Source organism: Massilia sp. (assembly GCF_046293535.1).
In the GTDB taxonomy this organism is placed as follows: Bacteria; Pseudomonadota; Gammaproteobacteria; order Burkholderiales; family Burkholderiaceae_D; genus Telluria.
On record NZ_JBKBOV010000001.1, the window covers coordinates 33,894 to 52,316 of the forward strand.

The 18,423-nt window shown below is 66.2% G+C and carries 13 protein-coding genes; 8 read left to right on the forward strand and 5 right to left on the reverse strand.

What is annotated here, in order from left to right; translation table 11 throughout:
- Positions 1 to 276 precede the first annotated feature (276 nt).
- Together pilB and ACK4S9_RS00145 are read left to right on the forward strand one after the other, a co-directional pair.
- The gene (gene pilB, locus ACK4S9_RS00140) at positions 277 to 2,004 is read left to right on the forward strand and encodes a type IV-A pilus assembly ATPase PilB (RefSeq protein WP_409720061.1); all 1,728 of its coding nucleotides are present in this window, start codon (positions 277 to 279) and stop codon (positions 2,002 to 2,004) included.
- Between the two features lie 13 nt (positions 2,005 to 2,017).
- Positions 2,018 to 3,253, forward strand: a complete 1,236-nt coding sequence (locus tag ACK4S9_RS00145) for a type II secretion system F family protein (protein WP_409720063.1) — start codon at positions 2,018 to 2,020, stop codon at positions 3,251 to 3,253.
- A gap of 12 nt (positions 3,254 to 3,265) precedes the next feature.
- Here the strand turns inward: ACK4S9_RS00145 and ACK4S9_RS00150 are convergent, their stop codons facing one another.
- Complete coding sequence (locus tag ACK4S9_RS00150; protein ID WP_409720065.1) at positions 3,266 to 3,841, reverse strand: hypothetical protein; 576 nt, start codon at positions 3,839 to 3,841, stop codon at positions 3,266 to 3,268.
- Positions 3,842 to 4,041: 200 nt separating this feature from the next.
- The gene (locus ACK4S9_RS00155) at positions 4,042 to 4,941 is read right to left on the reverse strand and encodes a LysR family transcriptional regulator (protein ID WP_409720067.1); all 900 of its coding nucleotides are present in this window, start codon (positions 4,939 to 4,941) and stop codon (positions 4,042 to 4,044) included.
- A gap of 109 nt (positions 4,942 to 5,050) precedes the next feature.
- On the opposite strand from ACK4S9_RS00155, the gene ACK4S9_RS00160 reads away from it, so the two are divergent.
- From ACK4S9_RS00160 to ACK4S9_RS00175, 4 genes are all read left to right on the forward strand, one after another.
- Entirely contained in the window at positions 5,051 to 5,479 is a 429-nt protein-coding gene (locus ACK4S9_RS00160; protein WP_409720069.1) for a TerB family tellurite resistance protein, read from the forward strand.
- Positions 5,480 to 5,505: 26 nt separating this feature from the next.
- A complete protein-coding gene (locus ACK4S9_RS00165; protein WP_409720071.1) occupies positions 5,506 to 6,492 on the forward strand; it encodes a TerC family protein in 987 nt (328 codons plus the stop codon).
- Between the two features lie 220 nt (positions 6,493 to 6,712).
- Entirely contained in the window at positions 6,713 to 8,197 is a 1,485-nt protein-coding gene (locus tag ACK4S9_RS00170; protein WP_409720073.1) for an MFS transporter, read from the forward strand.
- 25 nt (positions 8,198 to 8,222) lie between these two features.
- Complete coding sequence (locus ACK4S9_RS00175; protein ID WP_409720075.1) at positions 8,223 to 9,242, forward strand: glycoside hydrolase family 43 protein; 1,020 nt, start codon at positions 8,223 to 8,225, stop codon at positions 9,240 to 9,242.
- A gap of 65 nt (positions 9,243 to 9,307) precedes the next feature.
- Here ACK4S9_RS00175 and ACK4S9_RS00180 read toward each other — a convergent pair whose 3' ends face one another.
- The gene (locus ACK4S9_RS00180) at positions 9,308 to 10,099 is read right to left on the reverse strand and encodes an SDR family NAD(P)-dependent oxidoreductase (RefSeq protein ID WP_409720077.1); all 792 of its coding nucleotides are present in this window, start codon (positions 10,097 to 10,099) and stop codon (positions 9,308 to 9,310) included.
- A gap of 74 nt (positions 10,100 to 10,173) precedes the next feature.
- Positions 10,174 to 13,122: a TonB-dependent receptor gene (locus tag ACK4S9_RS00185; protein ID WP_409720079.1), complete on the reverse strand. Its 2,949-nt coding sequence runs from the start codon at positions 13,120 to 13,122 to the stop codon at positions 10,174 to 10,176.
- A 262-nt stretch (positions 13,123 to 13,384) separates the two neighbouring features.
- On the opposite strand from ACK4S9_RS00185, the gene ACK4S9_RS00190 reads away from it, so the two are divergent.
- The gene (locus tag ACK4S9_RS00190; protein WP_409720081.1) at positions 13,385 to 15,595 is read left to right on the forward strand and encodes an alpha-glucuronidase family glycosyl hydrolase; all 2,211 of its coding nucleotides are present in this window, start codon (positions 13,385 to 13,387) and stop codon (positions 15,593 to 15,595) included.
- Between the two features lie 41 nt (positions 15,596 to 15,636).
- Here the strand turns inward: ACK4S9_RS00190 and ACK4S9_RS00195 are convergent, their stop codons facing one another.
- Positions 15,637 to 16,791 (reverse strand): SGNH/GDSL hydrolase family protein, encoded by a 1,155-nt coding sequence (locus tag ACK4S9_RS00195; protein ID WP_409720083.1) that lies wholly within the window; start codon positions 16,789 to 16,791, stop codon positions 15,637 to 15,639.
- A 191-nt stretch (positions 16,792 to 16,982) separates the two neighbouring features.
- On the opposite strand from ACK4S9_RS00195, the gene ACK4S9_RS00200 reads away from it, so the two are divergent.
- Entirely contained in the window at positions 16,983 to 18,347 is a 1,365-nt protein-coding gene (locus ACK4S9_RS00200; RefSeq protein ID WP_409720085.1) for an enolase C-terminal domain-like protein, read from the forward strand.
- Positions 18,348 to 18,423 lie beyond the last annotated feature (76 nt).

Below are 18,423 nucleotides of genomic sequence, written 5' to 3' on the forward strand. Positions count from 1 at the left end.
TCGTTCCCGCGCAGGCGGGAACCTGATCGTGCAAGCATCCCACCACGGTGTCCTTGCATGAAGCCGCTCAAACCGCCGCGCCCGGCGCCGTCAATACAAACCATTGTCACCTGAACCATACTGCTTGTCGGCCCGACCACAAGCGTTATCGGCTGCACCATGGTCGTGGCGCGCACGCATCTCCCGGGGCACGGCACGCTTTACAAATTTGATGCCTGTAGGCATCATCCAGAGAATCCACCCCGGGTAACACTCCGTCTTCCAGCCCAGTCCCCTATGGCAGCAGTCCTTCCCAACACGATCACCGGTGCGCCCCTGTCGGGACTGGCGCGGGCGCTCGTGCAGGCCGGGCGGCTGAGCCTGGGGCAGGCGGACACGCTGCAAAAAAAGGCCGCCGCCGACAAGACGCCGTTCATCGACGCCCTGCTCGAGAGCGGCATCATCGAGCCCGGCGCCCTGGCCAGCTTCTGCGCCGAGACCTTCGGCTACCCGCTGCTCGACCTGTCCTGCTTCGCGCTCGAGGCCATCCCTGCGGCCGCCATCGACGCCAAGCTGATGCAGGGGCAGCGCGTCGTCGCGCTGGCCAAGCGCGGCAACAAGATGTCGGTGGCGCTGTCCGACCCGACCAACATCCAGGCCCTGGACCAGATCAAGTTCCAGAGCGAGTCCTCGGTGGAGCCGGTGATCGTGGCCCACGACGTCCTGCTCAAGCTGCTCGACAAGCTGGCCAAGAGCGCCGAAGCGACGCTCAACGAACTTGCCGGCGAAGGCGCCGACATCGAGTTCGCCGAGGAAGAGGCGCAGCCGGTGGCGCCGCCCGACGCCAGCAGCGACGTCGAGGATGCGCCGATCGTGCGCTTCCTGAACAAGATCCTGATGGATGCGGTGCAGATGGGCGCCTCGGACATCCACTTCGAGCCCTACGAGAAGTACTACCGGATCCGCATGCGCGTGGACGGCCTGCTGCGCGACCACGCCAATCCGCCGCTGTCGATCCGCGAGAAGCTGGTCTCGCGCATCAAGGTATTGGCCAAGCTCGACATCTCGGAAAAGCGCGTGCCGCAGGACGGCCGCATGCGCCTGATCGTCAGCCCCACCCGCACCATCGACCTGCGCGTTTCCACCCTGCCGACGCTGTTCGGCGAAAAGACCGTCATGCGTATCCTCGACGCCACCCAGGCGCAGATGGGCATCGACGCGCTCGGCTACGAGCCCGAGCAGAAGGCGCTGCTGCTGGACGCCATCTCGCGTCCCTACGGCATGGTGCTGGTCACCGGCCCGACCGGCTCCGGCAAGACGGTGTCGCTGTACACCTGCCTGAATTTGCTGAACAAACCCGGCATCAACATCTCGACCGCCGAAGACCCTGCCGAGATCAACCTGCCCGGCGTGAACCAGGTCAACGTCAACGACAAGGCCGGCCTGACCTTCCCGGTGGCGCTGAAGTCCTTCCTGCGCCAGGATCCGGACATCATCATGGTCGGCGAGATCCGCGACCTGGAAACCGCCGACATCGCGATCAAGGCCGCCCAGACCGGCCACATGGTGTTCTCGACCCTGCACACCAACGACGCGCCCTCGACCCTGACGCGCCTGATGAACATGGGCGTGGCGCCTTTCAACATCGCCTCCTCGGTGATCCTGATCACGGCGCAGCGCCTGGCGCGCCGCCTGTGCGGCTGCAAGCAGCCGCTCGAGACCTCGCGCGAGGTGCTGCTGGCGGCCGGCTACCGCGACAGCGACCTGGAAGGCGGCTGGAAACCCTATGGCCCGGTGGGCTGCGACCGCTGCCTCGGCTCCGGCTACAAGGGCCGGGTCGGCATCTACCAGATCATGCCGATCACGCCGGCAATCGAGGCCCTCATCCTGGCGCACGGCAATTCGATGCAGATCGCCGAGCAGGCCGAGAAGGAAGGCGTGAACTCGCTGCGCCGCTCCGGCCTGATGAAGGTGAAACAAGGACTCACGAGTCTCGAAGAAGTGCTCGGCTGCACCAACGAATAGGCGACAAGGACATATGGCTACCTCCCTACAACCCCGGAGCCGCGCAGGAGCGCAGGTCAAGGAAGCGGTCTATGCCTGGGAAGGCAAGGACAAGACCGGCAAGACCGTGCGCGGCGAACTGCGCGCCGGCGGCGAGGCGATCGTCAACGTCACGCTGCGCCGCCAGGGCATCCTGGTCACCAAGGTCAAGAAGAAGGCCTATCGCAGCGGACGCAAGATCACCGACAAGGACCTGACCCTGTTCACGCGCCAGCTGGCCACCATGATGAAGGCCGGCGTGCCGCTGCTGCAGGCCTTCGACATCGTCGGCAAGGGCCACGCCAACCCGTCCATGTCCAAGCTGATCATGGACCTGCGCAACGACGTCGAGACCGGCACCAGCCTGAACAACGCCTTCCGCAAGTACCCGGTCTACTTCGACCCGCTGTTCTGCAACCTGGTGGGCGCCGGCGAACAGGCCGGCATCCTGGAAGACCTCCTGACCCGCCTGGCGATCTACAAGGAAAAGACACTGGCGATCAAGGGCAAGATCAAGTCCGCCCTGATGTACCCGATCTCGATCATCGCGATCGCCTTCGTCGTCACCGCGATCATCATGATCTGGGTGGTCCCCGCCTTCAAGGAAGTGTTCAAGACCTTCGGCGCCGACCTGCCCGCCCCGACCCTGATCGTGATGGGCATCTCGGACTTCGTGGTGGAATGGTGGTGGCTGATCTTCGGCGGGCTCTTCGCCGGCCTGTACTTCTTCTTCCAGGCCTGGAAGCGCTCGCGCAAGATGCAGCAGGCGATGGACCGCCTGCTGCTGCGCCTGCCGATCTTCGGCGCCGTGATCCGCAAGGCCACGATCGCGCGATGGACCCGCACCCTGTCGACCATGTTCGCGGCCGGCGTGCCCCTGGTCGAGGCGCTCGACTCGGTCGGCGGCGCCTCGGGCAACGACGTCTACCTGGAAGCGACCAAGAAGATCCAGAACGAAGTCAGCACCGGCACCAGCCTGACGATCTCGATGCAGAACGCCAACGTGTTCCCCAACATGGTGATCCAGATGGTGCAGATCGGCGAGGAATCCGGTTCGCTCGACGCCATGCTGGGCAAGGTGGCCGACTTCTTCGAAGAGGAAGTCGACGAGGCGGTGGCGGCGCTGTCCTCGCTGATGGAGCCTTTGATCATGGTGATCCTGGGCGTCCTGATCGGCGGGCTGGTGATTGCGATGTACATGCCGATCTTCAAGCTGGGGTCGGTGGTTTGATCCGTCCGCCCCTCAGATCGGCCTGATTCGTTCCGGAATGAGTCTGCCCGCGTCGTCAGGAGACAGGTAGTACTGGATCCCGCCACCCCTGCCGAACTGCGGATTGGCCAAGGCCTTGCCGCGCGCCGCGCAGATGTTCTCCGTCACCCGGAACGCCCTGACCCTGTCGCGTAAGCTCCGCGGCAGGCCCGCGGCATCCTTGCCGGGATTGGTCGTGACCTGCACCAGTGCATAGTAGGCCGCCAGGCTGCCGCCTGCTTTTTCCAGCGTCGGGTAGCTCACCGCGAACCCGGGCGACGAACCCGGGGTGAGCGAGTAGAAGAGCGTCCCCTGCCAGACCACCACGTTGTCGTAGCGATCCTTGCCGACGTAGGGTTTGGCCGGGTTGGCCGCCGAGATGCCTTGCGTCGCACGCGCCTGCGCCGCGGGATTCTTTCCGCAACAGGGGCCGCAGCGGGCCTTGCCGCGCGCCGCGCCCTGCGGCTCGAGCGCCGGGCGGAGGTTCGGTTCAGTCTGCTGTCCGTGCAGGGGACTGCTGGACAATAGCGCGAAAGCGAGTGTGGCGCGGCCGAACCAGGCGAGTTCCATGGCTTCATCCTCTCGTGGCAGGACAAACACTCTAGCGCAGGCATCAACGACAACTTTGCATCACGTCAATTCAGCTAATGCCAGGCATAGCCTCTCCTGAAGCGCTGACGGGCTGACGGCACCGGCGTCGTCTTCTGCGCCTCGCCGGCGATGACGATGTCGCGTAGGGGACCGGCTTCATCAGACAAGCCCCTAAAGAATCAGGATGCCTGTTCGAACACCGTCCCTGCCCCAGTGAGGATCCGCCGCACCGCCGGATGCCCTTCCCTGCGCTCGACCGACACCGCATAGAAGTGCTCGACGATGCTGCCGATGGTGCCGATCGGCACCAACCCATCTTCGGCCTGCACGATCCCGCTCAGCACCGTGGGCGCCACCATGAAGCCGGTGGCGGCGCGGGCGAAGGACTTCAGCAGCGCGCCGTCGTCGAATTCGCCCACCGTGATCGGACGCAACGCATGGCTTTCGAACCAGCTCTTCAGCTGGGTGTGGACGGCCGCATCCTGGCCCGGCAGCAGGAAGGGCGCGCCGCGCAGGCGCTGCGGGAAGTCGCCCGGCCATGCCTCGCACAAATCCGGGTGGCCGAACACGGTGAGCGTGCTGGAGCCGAGCAGCTGGGTGTAGCCGCGCACCGCGCCGCCGGTGGGCAGGCCCTGGTCGGCGATGACCAGGTCGAGCTTGTGCGCCGCCAGTTCCACCACCAGGTCCTCGAAGCGTCCTTCGTGGCAGATCAGGCGCATCGCCAGGCCGGCCTCGCGCGCCGGCTGCAGCAGGCGGAAGGCCAGGCTCTTGGCGATCACGTCGCAGATGCCGACCCGCAGGGTTTCCCCGCCCGTGAAGGCGCCGCGCCGCACTGCCTGTTCCAGCTCGTTGCCGAGGTCGAAGATCTGCTCGGCGTAGCGCAGCACGGTCTTGCCGGCCTCGGTCAGTTCCAGCACCCGTCCCTTCTTCTTGAACAATTCCTCGCCCAGTTGCTCTTCCAGCACCTGCAGCTGCATGCTGATCGCCTGCGCCGTCACGTGCAGCTGCTCGGCCGCCCGCGCCACCGTCCCGTGGGTGGCGACCGCGTGGAAGTAATGCAGGTGCTTGTAGTTGATCATCGCGATTAACCTCAATAAAAACTTACGCTTTACGAAAGAATAATCGATTTTACTTTAGATTCGCGCGCTTCTATAGTGGCTTCACTTTCATTTTTCCAGCGAGGCCACCATGCATAGTTACACCACCAACAGTCCCGAAGCAGTCAGCCGCATCCTGGCCCTGGCCATGATCGTCGACGGCCACCTGAGCCCGGCCGAGCTGAGCGCCATGCACCATTCCAAATACCTGGAACAGGTGCAGATCGACGACGATACCTTCGACCGCACGCTGCGCCAGCTGTGCGAAGACCTGCTCGATGCCGCGGCCAACCGCCGCGCCGGCATGGTCGAGATCGACCCGCGGCTGATGGACGCCCTGCTGCTCGACATCCGCGATCCGCTGCTGCAGATCCGCGTGTGGCGGACCATGGTCGACATCGTCCATGCCGACGGCCACCTCGACGGCCGCGAAGCGACCCTGGTAAGGCGCGCGGCGCGCGCCTGGTTCGGCCAGGACGAGGCGGAAGACTCGTTCGCCACGGCTGGCCTGGCCACCTGAAACAGCGTTCCTGAACGGAGAACAACATGGAATTTCTTACCGCACTCTGGCTCGGCACACCCGCCTGGGCCTGGCTTTCCTTCCTGACCATCGTCGTGGTCCTGCTGGCCTTCGACCTCGGGGTCCTGAACAAGAAGGACCACGTCATCGGGGTCAAGGAAAGCCTGAAACTGTCGGCGCTCTACATCGCCGCGGGCCTGCTGTTCGGCCTGTGGGTCTGGCATGAATTCGGCAGCGAAAAAGGCATGCATTTCTATACGGGCTTCCTGATCGAGAAGAGCCTGTCGCTGGATAACATCTTCGTGATCTCGCTGATCTTCGCCACCTTGGCGATCCCGCCGCTCTACCAGCACCGCGTGCTGTTCTGGGGCATCATGGGTGTGATCATCACGCGCGGCATCATGATCGGCGCCGGCACTGCCCTGGTGGAAAGCTATTACTGGACCCTGTACATCTTCGGCGCCTTCCTGGTGTTCACCGGCATCAAGATGTTTTTCGTGGATACCGACAGCGACGACATCCGCGAGAGCAAGATCTTGTCCTGGCTGAAGGGCCGCATGCGCATCACGCCCGAACTGCACGGCAACCAGTTCCTGGTGCGCCAGCCCGACCCGGCGCAACCCGGCAAGTCCCTGTTGTGGGCGACGCCGCTGTTCCTGGCGCTGTGTATGGTGGAGCTGACCGACGTGGTGTTCGCGGTCGACAGCGTGCCCGCGATCTTCGCGATCACCAGCGATCCGTTCGTCGTCTATACCTCGAACATCTTCGCGGTGCTGGGCCTGCGTGCGCTGTACTTCGCGCTGGCGGCAATGGTGGCGCGCTTCCACTACCTGAAGTACTCGCTGGCCGCGGTGCTGGTCTTCATCGGCTCGAAGATCTTCCTGGGCGACTTCGTGTTCGGCGGCAAGGTGCCGGCCGAGCTCTCGCTGGCGGTGACCGGACTGCTGCTCGCCTCGGGCGTCCTGTACTCGCTGTGGAAGACCCGCAACGACCCGCCGGCAGCAGCGGGCTAAAGTAGACTAGGCAGGCTGTCGACATGGCGGCACCGGTGCCCACAAGCGCCGGTGCCGCTTTTTCATTCATGGTGCATCACGGTCGAACTGACGGGTTGACTCGCTACTAAGCCTCAGCCATACTCGGATAAATGCTAGCGCTACCATTTAATGATATATAAATGGTATAGACTGGCTCAGGCGCGTCAGACGCCTGTCTTATAACGATAACCGAGACATCATGAGCAATCCGAAAACGACCCCTCCACGGCTGGGCGCCCTTGAAAAGCTCGGCTACAGCCTCGGCGACCTGGCCGCCAACCTGATCTTCCAGACCCTGCTGACCTTCATCGCCTTCTTCTACACCGACGTGTACAAGCTGGCGCCAAGTGCGGCGGCTTCCGTGATCTTCATCGGCGGCATCGTCGGCGCCTGCTTCAACCCGCTCATGGGCCTGCTGGCGGACCGCACCCATACGCGCTGGGGCAAGTTCCGCCCCTGGATCCTGTGGACCTCGATTCCCTTCGGGCTCACCGCGCTGCTGGCCTTCAGCACGCCCGACCTCGGCGAACGCGGCAAGATCATCTATGCGCTGCTGACCTACATCCTCCTGATGCTGGTCTACTCGGCCAACAACCTGCCCTACTCGGCCCTGAGCGGGGTCCTGACCGGCAACATGGCCGAGCGCAACAGCCTGTCGGCCTACCGCTTCACGGCCGTGATGGTCGCCCAGTTCGTCATCCAGGTCCTGCTGCTGCCGCTGGTGCTGATCGCCGGCGGCGGCGACAAGGCGCTCGGCTTCCAGAACGTGATGACCGTGTTCGCGATCGTCGGCACCGTCTTCTTCCTGATCACCTTCTTCACCACCCGCGAGCGCGTGGTCCCCGCGCCGACCCAGCGTTCCAGCATCCGCCAGGACATCGTGGACCTGCTGGGCAACCGGCCCTGGGTCGTGATGCTGGTGCTGACCATCCTGGTGTTCATCACCCTCGCCCTGAAAGGCGGCACCTACGTCTTCTACTTCAACTCCTACCTGAGCGAAACGCACCTCGCGGCTTTTCTCGAGAACATCGGCTTCAACGGCTTCATCGCCGGACTGAACGCGGTGCTCGCCAGCGTCGGCCTGACCGCCTTCCACTGGCCGAAAGACGCCGCCACCTCCGGCTTCAGCGTGTTCAATGCGGTCGGCATCATCATGATGATCATCGGGATCGGCTTTTCCAAGCCGCTGGCGGACCGCTTCGGCAAGCGCGACGTGTTCGGCGCCGCCCTGCTGGTCTCGACCGTCTTCATGCTGGCCCTGTATTTCTTCCCGCCCGAGTCGATCGGCCCGGTCTTCCTGTGCCAGCTGCTGCACGGCTTCTTCTACGGCATCACCATCCCGCTGCTGTGGGCCATGATCGCCGACGTCGCCGACTATTCGGAGTGGAAGAACAACCGGCGCGCCACCGCCCTGCTGTTCTCGGCGATGATTTTCGGCCTCAAGGCGGGCCTGAGCATCGGCGGCGCCCTGGTGGCGGCCCTGCTGTCCCACTATGGGTATGACGCTTCGCTGCCGGCCCAGGCGCCCGAAACGGCGAACGGCATCCTGCTGTCGGTCAGCGTGTGGGCCTCGATTCCCTTCCTGCTCGGCTTCGCCAGCCTGGCCCTGTACGACATCCGCAAGTCGGTCGAACTGCAGATCGAGCGCGATCTCGGCGACCGCCGCGCCGCGGCCCAGCACTGATCCCTCAACAATCAATAGGTAGCCCATGTCCGAAATCATCGACAAGGAACGCGTGCAGGAGCTCAAGGCACGCGCCATCTCCGCGCCGCTCGTCACCCACATCTACACCGCCGACCCGTCGGCCCACGTGTTCGACGGCAGGATCTACATCTATCCGTCGCACGACATCGAGGCCGGCATTCCCTTCAACGACAACGGCGACCATTTCGCGATGGAGGACTACCACGTCCTCTCGCTCGAGCATCCCGGCGCGCAGGCGGTCGACCACGGGGTCGCCCTCCACGTGAAAGACGTGCCCTGGGCCGCGCGCCAGATGTGGGCGCCGGACGCCGCCCGCAAGGACGGCAAGTACTACCTGTACTTCCCGGCCAAGCGCCCCGACGGCGTGTTCCAGATCGGCGTCGCCGTGGGCGAGCACCCCGCCGGTCCCTTCGTGCCCGAGCCCAAGCCGATCGAAGGCAGCTATTCGATCGATCCGGCCGTGTTCGAAGACGTCGACGGCGCCTTTTATATGTACTTCGGCGGGATCTGGGGCGGGCAGCTGCAGAAGTACCGCGACAACGTGTATGACGCGGCAAACGAAGAGCCGGATGCGGGCCAGGAAGCGCTGGCGCCGCGCGTGGCGCGGCTCACGTCCGACATGAAGCAGTTCGCCGAGGAGCCGCGCGCGGTCCTCATCCTGGACGAGGACGGCCAGCCGCTGCTCGCCGGCGACCACGAACGCCGCTATTTCGAGGCGCCCTGGCTGCACCGGCACGAGGGCAAATATTATTTTTCCTACTCGACGGGCAATACCCACCTGCTCTGCTACGCGGTGGGCGACAGTCCCTATGGTCCCTTCACCTACCGGGGGACCATCATGACCCCGGTGATCGGCTGGACCACCCACCATTCGATCTGCGAGTTCGAGGGACGCAGCTACCTGTTCTACCACGACAGCAGCCTGTCGGACGGCGTGACCCACCTGCGCAGCGTGAAGGTCACCGAACTGCATTACGACGACGAGGGGAACATCCTCACGATCTCGCCTTACGGCGAGCGCTAGGCGGCACCAGCCGGAACGACAAAAGGCGCCATCGGCGCCTTTTGTCGTTTGGAGCGCCAGGCGCGTCAGGCACCGTACCAGCCCGCGTCGACGAAGTACTCGCGGCCGCTGCAGCGGCGCGCATTGTTCGACGCCAGGAACAGCGCCAGCGCGGCGACGTCCTGCATCTCGACGCGCTCCGGCAAGCACTGTCCCGCCACCATGCGCGCTTCTTCCTGCGCGTCATGCCACAGCGCCTGCTGGCGCGGCGTGCGCACGCCGCCGGGCACCACCGTGTTGACGCGGATCCCGTGCGGCCCCAGTTCGCGCGCCAGCGCGCGCGTCATTCCTTCGATCGCCGCCTTGGCCGTCATGTACAAGGCCAGCCGCGTGTGCGGCAGATGCCAGGAGATCGAGCCGACATTCAGGATGACGCCGCGGGCGCGCCGCTGCATGCCCGGGATCACGGCCTGGGCCGCGAAGAACTGGTGGCGCAGGTTCACGTTCATCCGGTCTTCCCAGTAGCCCGGCGTGACCTCGCCGATCCGGTGGCGGTCGTCGTTGGCCGCGTTGTTGATCAGGATATCGATCCCGCCGGCCTCCTCCTCGATGGCGGCGATGGCGGCGGCCAGGGCGTCGAGCGCGGTCAGGTCGCAGCGCACGAAGCGTGCGGCCTGCGGGGCGCCGGCCAGCCTGTTCTCCAGCTGGCGCGAGGCCTCCTCGGCGATGTCGAGGAACCACACCCGCGCGCCCTGGCCGGCAAAGGCGGCCGTCAGCTCGCCGCCGATGCCGCTGCCGCCACCGGTGACGATGACGCGCTTGCCGGCCAGGTCGGGATAGCCGGCATAGGTGAATGCTTGTTGTTTGTTGTCGGACATAAGAATCTTCTATAAAAAAAATCGCGCAGGCCACCGGTCAGGCGTCCTGCGCGATTCTGTGGTTCACGCCCGCGTCAGAACTTCATGCGCATGCCGACCGAGAAGGTACGGCCCGGCTTGTAGCTGGTGAAGGTCGCGTTCGAGAACTGGAAGTAGGCGCGGCGCACGGTGTCGGTCGCGTTCACCACGTCGAAGGTCAGGGTCGGCAGGCCGTCGCGGTCCAGCACCTTCTCCAGGTCGAGCTGCGAGGAGAAGTCCAGCTGCTTGAAGTCGTCGCTGTACAGGGCGGCGGCGGCGATGCCGTTCTGGTTCAGGCCCGAGATCTGGCTGCCCTGCGAATAGGTGTGCGACAGGCGCGCCATGAAGCCATGGTTCTCGTAATAGACCTGGAAGTTGTTGGACTTCTTCGGCACGCCCAGCGCCACGAAGCCCTGGGTGCCTTCGCCGGTCGCCTTCTGGTCGATCAGGGTCAGGGTCTCGGAGATGCCGAAGCCGCGCCACGGCAGCAGCTTGTCGAGCGGCTGGACCCAGCCCAGCTCCAGGCCCTTGATCTTCAGCTCGCCGCCGGCGTTGCGCTGCGAAGTCATGACCACGTTGGCGCTGCCCGGACCGCCGCGGGCGTCGAGCGCCTGCTGCTGGGTCGGGGTCAGGCTGTCGTAGGTGACGCCATACTGGGCCAGGGCGCCGAAGGGCAAGGTGTTGTTCTGGTTGACCGTGAAGCCGTTCAGGGTCTTCTGGAACACCGTGGCCGACAGGTAGCCCTCGCGGCCGGTGTACCACTCGACGCCGAAGTCCAGGTTATCCGAGATGTACGGCGCCAGGTTCGGTGCGCCCAGGCTGCCGATGTCGGCCGACGGGTTCGAGAAGTTGATGCCCGGACGCAGGGCTTCCGGATTGGCGCGGGTCATCGAGCGCGAGGCCGAGGCGCGCAGCACCACGTTCTTCGCCAGGTCGAGCGCGGCGCTGGCCGAAGGCAGGGTGTTGCTGTATTCCTTGTCGACGTAGACCCACTGGTTCACGTTCGGGAACGGGGTGGCGCCCGCCGGCAGGCTGGCATTGCGCGGATCGGCCACCGAGTTGTAGGCGCCCACGCTCTGCTCGGTGCGCACGTAGCGCACGCCGGCGTTGTAGCGCAGCTGCTTGCCCATCAGCTGGGTCACGCCGTCGGTCTGCAGGAACACGCCCTTGGTCTTTTCCTGGATGAAGCCGGTGGCCGCGCCGGTATTGGCCGCGCCGGTGATCGGCGCCTGGTCGAGCAGCTGCTGGTAGTTGGTGTCGCCGGCGAAGCGCTGCCAGTCGACCTCGATCAGGCCGTTCGGGCCGCGGCGCAGGTAGTCGCTGACGCGCGCGCCGATCGTGCCCGCGCCCTGGCAGCCCGCGACGCCGCCGCAGATCAGGTTCTGCCAGGCGGTCGAGTTGTCGCGCGCGGTGATGCGGCGCATGATGTCGTCGTAGGCGAAGCCGCCCTTGATGCTGAACTCACGGTCGCCCCAGGTCAGGTCGGAACGCAAGCCCTTGGTGCTGGTCTCGCGCAGTTCCTGCTGCAGGTTGACGCGCGCGCCGTTGGCGGTGTCGAGCCGGTAGTTGGCCGGGTTGCTGATGTCCATCGAGCTGACGATGCTCGGGATCGGGCCGTTGGTGAAGGTGACGGTATTGCCCGCGTTGACCGGCGTGACCGGCAGCACGGTGGGCGACTCGCGCGAGAATTCCGACTTCGTGTAGTTCAGCTGGGCGTTCAGCTGGAGCTTGTCGCCGAGCTTCCACTCCATGCCCGGGTTGATGCCCTTCAGGCGCACCTTCTCCATGTAGGGACGGTATTCGGCGAAGAACTGGGCGTTGGCGAAGGTGCCGCTTTCGACCACGCAGCCGTTCGCGCAGTCGCTGCGGTCGACCTTCATGCCCAGCGGGATGATGGCGCCGTTGCGGCCGATCCAGTTGGTGTCGATGCGCTGCAGGTCGTTGTCCTTCTCGCTGTACATCGTGTCGACGTAGAAGTGCAGGCTGTCGCTCGGGCGGAATTCGCCCGACAGGATCGCGGTGACCTTGTCCTTGTCGCCGTATTGCGCCATCTGGCGGCCCAGGCGCGGGATCAGGGCATTGTCGATCTGCTGGATGCTCAAGCCCGGATTGCGGCCCAGCAGGAAGGCTTCGTTGATGGCGGCGCCCGGGGTCAAGCCGTTGCCGGCATTGCTCGGGACGGTGGCCGGGATGGTCCAGTTGCCGCCGCCGGTGTTGTTGCGGTTCGGGCTGCTGCTCTGGGCCGCGGTCAGGTTCGGGTTGGTCAGGCCGATGGTCTCGTAGCCGGTGGCCTGCACCTTCGACTTGTTCCAGGCGACGCCGCCCAGGATGCCCCAGGTGTTGTCGAAGGTCTTGGAAGCCAGGACCGAGCCGCGGTTGCCCCACTTGCCGGCGACCTGGTTGCGGCTGCCGCCAATGCTGGCGGTGGCGTAGCTGCCCTTCTTGTCGAACGGACGCGCGCTGCGCATGTCGACCACGCCGGCGGCGCCGCCTTCGAGCAGCGAGGCCGAGGGGCTCTTGCTGACGGTGAGCTTGGTGAACAGGTCGGTCGGCAGCAGATCGAGGTCGACCTCGCGGTTGGTGTTCTGGCTGTCGGTGCTGCCGGTGGAAGCCACCGCGATCGGGGCGCCGTTCAGCAGGACCTTGGTGAAGCTGGTGCCCAGGCCGCGGATCTGGATGTTGACGCCCTCGCCCGTGATCTCGCGCGACACCTGCACGCCGGGAATGCGGTTCAGCGATTCGGCGATGTTCGTGTCGGGGAACTTGCCGAGGTCCTCGGCGAAGATCGAATCCTGGAAGCCGGTGGCTTCGCGCTTGTCGCGCGCCGAGGTTTCCAGGCTGCCGCGGTAGCCGGTCACCTGCACGGTCTGGATTGTGCCCTGCGTGCTCGGCGCTGTTTCCTGCGCGTAGGCTGCCGAGACCAGCCCGGCGAGGACTGTCAGTTGAAGAATGCGGCCGCCGGTATGACCGGGGCGCAGGAACGTACTGCCTCGCTGCTGGACCATGTGTGTCTCCTGAGTATTTTTATGCAGATGTGATCGGCGATGCGATCAACATTCCCAATAACATAAATGTTATCGCAATCATTTTCAGTCTAAACTTCTACTTTTATACTTGTCAACTAATATATTTGCTGCACTCGAATATCCGTGGAAAGCGCCCGCACAGATGAGAATTCCTTTTCAATTTGAAAAAGATTGCGCTAACATCAGCGCTCCTATTCAGGTTCGGCACTGTCCGCCGGACAACAAAACGATGGAGACTATCTTGCAGCGATCCCTCGCATCCGTGCTGGTTCGCGCCCTGGCAGCCTTGCTGCTGGGCGCCATGTTCGCAGCCGCCGCCCGCGCCGACGAAGACGGCTACCAATTGTGGCAACGCTATCGCCCCTTGCCCGCGGCCCAGGCAAGCACGGTGCCGGCCGGCGCGATCGTCACGCTGGCACCCGAGACCCCGACCGTGCTGGCCGCGCGCACGGAATTGCAGCGGGCCCTGGGAGGCATGCTGGGTCGGGTGCCGCCGGCCGCCACCGCCATCCGTGCCGGCAGCGTGGTGCTGGCGCGCAGCGACCGGCTGCCCGCCGGCCTGCCTGCCGGGCTGCGCCGCTCCGTGGAGGGTGTCGGCCCCGAGGGCTACCTGCTCGCCCGCACCAGCGTGAACGGGCAGGACCTCACGCTGATCGCGGCGAAAACCGACATCGGCCTGTTGTACGGCAGCTTCGCCTGGCTGCGCGCCCTGCAGGACGGCAGCGCCGCCGCACTGGCGCGCAGCCCGTTGGTCTCCAACCCGGCCCTGCCGCTGCGCGTGCTGAACCACTGGGACAACCTGGACCGCAGCGTCGAGCGCGGCTACGCCGGGCAATCGATCTGGAACTGGTGGGAACTGCCCGCCATCGTCGATCCGCGCTACCTGGACTATGCGCGCGCCAATGCGTCGCTCGGCATCAACGGCACAGTGCTGAACAACGTCAATGCCAAGGCCGAGGTGCTGAGTCCGGCCTTCATCGCCAAGGCCGCGGCGGTCGCGCAGGTCCTGCGCCCCTACGGCATCCGGGTGTTCCTCTCGGTGCGCTGGTCGACCCCGCTGGATCTGAAAGAGACCGCCAGCGCCGACCCGCTCGACCCGGCGGTGGCAAGCTGGTGGCGCCGCAAGACCGAGGAGATCTACCGCAGCATTCCCGACTTCGGCGGCTTCCTGGTGAAAGCCAACTCCGAAGGCCAGCCCGGCCCGCAGGACTATGGCCGCAACCACGTCGACGGCGCCAACATGCTGGCGCGCGCGCTGGCGCCGCATGGCGGCACCGTGATGTGGCGCGCCTTCGTGTATGAACCGCCGCAGGCGCAAAAGCGCGCCGATGGCGGCATCGACCCGACGCACGACCGCGCCGCCCACGCCTACGACCAGTTCCAGCCGCTGGACGGCAAGTTCGACGCCAACGTGCTGGTGCAGGTGAAGAACGGCGCCATCGACTTCCAGCCGCGCGAGCCCTTCCATCCGCTGTTCGGCGCCATGCCCGACACGCGCCTGATGATGGAATTCCAGATCACCAAGGAGTACCTGGGTTTCGCCACCCACCTGGCCTACCTCGGCCCGATGTTCCAGGAAGCCTTGCGCGCCGATACGCGGGTGGGCCGGCGCGCCCTTACCGTGACCCAGGTGCTGCAGGGCGCGCAGAAAGGCCGCATGGGCGGCATCGCCGGCGTGGCCAACATCGGAAGCAGCCGCAACTGGTCCGGCTCGGTCTTCGACCAGGCCAACTGGTACGTCTTCGGGCGCATGGCCTGGGACCCGATGCTGGACGCCGGCGCGGTGGCGCGCGAATGGGCGGCGCAGACCTTCTCGCCAGACAAGCAGGTGCGCGATCCTGTCGTGGCCATGATGATGGCCTCGCGCGAAGCGGTGGTGGACTACATGACGCCGCTCGGCCTGCACCACCTGATGGGCACCGGCCACCACCATGGCCCGGCGCCCTGGGTGGACAACCTGGAGCGTCCGGACTGGAACCCGGTGTACTTCCACCGTGCCGGACGCGACGGCATCGGCTTCGACCGCACCGCGCGCGGCAGCAATGCGGTGGCCCAGTACGCGCCGGAAGTCGCGCGCCGCTTCGCCGATCCCGCCACCACGCCGCCCGAACTGCTGCTGTGGTTCCACCACCTGTCCTGGGATTACCGCATGCCGTCCGGGCGCAGCCTGTGGGAGGAACTGGTGGCGCGCTACGACCGCGGCGTGCTGGAAGTCGAACGCATGCAGGCGCGCTGGAACGGCCTGCGCCAGGTAGTGGACGCCGGGCGCTGGAACGACACCGCCCAGCGCCTGGCCCAGCAGCGCGTGGAGGCGCAATGGTGGCGCGACGCCTGCCTGGCGTATTTCATGCACGTGTCGGGCCGGGCGCTGCCGGCCGGGGCGAAGCCGCCGGCGCAGACGCTCGAGCACTACCGCGCGCTGCATTTCCCGTACGCGCCGGGGAACGGCTGAGTTGTGCGTAGGGTGGACGGCTCCGCCGTCCACCCTACGGTTCAGCGGCGGCAGTCCTTCAGCAAGTCCAGCGGCACCGCCTCCGCCATCGCCCGGTAACCCGCCATGTTCGGATGCAGCCCATCGTTGTCATAGTCCTTGCGCAGATGGTCCGGCCGCCTCGGATCGCGCAGCGCCGCATCGAAATCGATCACCCCGTCGAACACGCCAGAACCGCGGATCCAGTCGTTGTAGGCCTGGCGATCCTGCTCGTTGGGCGCCTTCGGATGGTAGTACGCGCTGCCGGCATAGGGCGTGATGGTGGCGCCGATCACGCACACGCCGCGCGCATGGGCGCGCGCCACCGACTGGCGCAGCGCTTCCTGCATGTCGAGCAGCAGTTGCGCGCGCGCGGCCGGGCTGTCGTCGGTGTTGCGGTGCAGGTTGCCGAAGTCGTTCACGCCGATCAGGACGATCGCATGGCGCACGCCCGGCCGCTCCAGCACGTCGCGCGCGAAGCGCGATGCGAGGTTGGGGCCGAGGCCGTCGCGCAGCAGGCGGCCGCCGCCGATTCCCGCGTTGATCACGCCGACGCCCGTCATGCCGGCCTGGCGCAGCCTGGCCGCCAGGCCGTCGGTCCAGCGCAGGTTGGTGTCGGGCGCCACGCCGTAGCCGTCGGTGATCGAATCGCCGATGGCCACCACGGCGTGCGTGCCGGGCGCGGCCTCGACCTCGATCCCGGCCAACTGGTACCAGCGCGTGAAGCTGGACGCTCCCGGCAGTTCGCTCGCTGCCAGGTGCTGGCCCGGCGCGATGAAACTGGTGGCGCGCGCGCCGGGATGGCTGGTCTGGCGGCTCGGGGCGTCCGGATAGTGGATCGAGACGGCCAGGTCGCTTCCTGCGCGGTGGACCAGGTCGACCGGGTCGCTCAGGTACTCGGTGCCGGCCGGGATCGTGACCGAGGTGGCGCCGCCGAAGCGCAGCGGCCGGCTGCTGCCGGGCTCGATCGCAGAGCGGCCGGGCCCGCTCGACAGCGCGATGCTGGCGCCGCCTATCACCAGAGGCTCGGTCCCGAAGGCATTGCTGAACCTGACGCGCAGGCGCTCGCCCCCCAGCGAGACCCGCACCACCTGGCGCAAGGTGGCGTCGCGCCATTGGGCGCTCGCCAGCTCGTGCTCGGCGCCGGGCAGCATCTGCGCCGTGCCCCAGGAAGCCACCCAGCGTCCATGGGAAGAACCGGTCGTGCCGGGAGCGGCACAAGCGGCCAGCAGTACGGCAGCGCATGCAGCTGCCCGAATCGATTGACGCGCCATCGCAATTCCTTCACACTGGTTATGTTAGCGCAATCATTTTATTTTATAAGAATGTTACGAGCAAGTTCCATCCTTGCTTGCAAGGAGCCCCTCCCATGAATCCGATCCAGCAACACGCCAGCCCGACCGTCATCGACATGCAGGTGATCCCGGTAGCCGGCATGGACAGCATGCTGCTCAACCTGTGTGGCGCCCATGCCCCCTATTTCACCCGCATCCTGGTGCTCCTGAAGGACAGCGCCGGGAACACCGGCATGGGCGAGGTGCCGGGGTCGAGCGGCATCCTGCGTGCGCTGGAGCGCCTGGTGCCGCTGGTGGAAGGCACGCCGATCGCGCGCTACAAGCACACGCTGAACACGCTGCGCGGCGCCATCGCCGGTCCGAACCACCAGGTCACCTCGAACGCGGAAGCCGCGCTCCTGCAGCAGCCGCACGAGATCAACCTGCGCCTCGAAAACGTGATCACGGCGGTCGAAGCGGCCCTGCTCGACCTGCTCGGCCAGCACCTGGGCGTGCCGGTTTGCGAACTGCTGGGCAACGGCCAGCAGCGCAGTCACGTGCCGATGCTGGCCTACCTGTTCTACATCGGCGATCGCCGCCGCACCGACCTGCCCTATTCTCCCGGCAGCGGCGCCGGCTGGTACGGCCGGCGCACCGAGGAAGCCTTGCGCCCCGAGCACATCGCCGACCTGGCCGAGGCCGCCGTCGACCAGTACGGCTTTCGCGACTTCAAGCTCAAGGGCGGCGTGATGCGACCCGAAGAAGAGATCGCGGCGGTGGCGGCCATCAAGCGCCGCTTTCCGGAATCGCGCGCCACGCTCGACCCGAACGGCGCCTGGTCATTGAAGGAGGCGATCGCCGCCTGCCGCGGCCAGGGCCACATCCTGGCCTACGCCGAAGACCCCTGCGGCCCGGAGGGAGGCTATTCGGGACGCGAGATCATGGCCGAGTTCCGGCGCGCCACCGGCATCCCGACCGCGACCAACATGGTCGCCACCGACTGGCGCCAGATGGGCCATTCCTGCCAGCTGGGCGCGGTCGACATCCCGCTGGCCGACCCGCATTTCTGGACCATGGAGGGATCGGTGCGCCTGGCCCAGCTGTGCCACGACTGGGGCCTGACCTGGGGCTCGCATTCGAACAACCACTTCGACGTCTCGCTGGCCATGTTCACCCACGTCGCCGCCGCGGCGCCCGGCCGGATCACCGCCATCGACACTCACTGGATCTGGCAGGAAGGCCAGGAGCGCCTGACGCGCGAGCCGCTGCGGATCGTCGGCGGGCAGGTGGCGGTGCCGCAACGCCCGGGCCTGGGCATCGAGCCGGACATGGCGCGCATCGAAGCGGCGCACCTGCTGTACAAGAAAGTGGCGGCGGGCGCACGCGACGACGCCATGGCGATGCGCTACCTGTTCCCGGACTGGACCTACGACCCCAAGCGCCCGAGCTACGCGCGCTGAACGCTTCACGCGGGCGCGCACAGTATCGTAGGATGAGCGGTGGCCCTTAAGTGACCGGCATGAAGCCCAGGGCGGC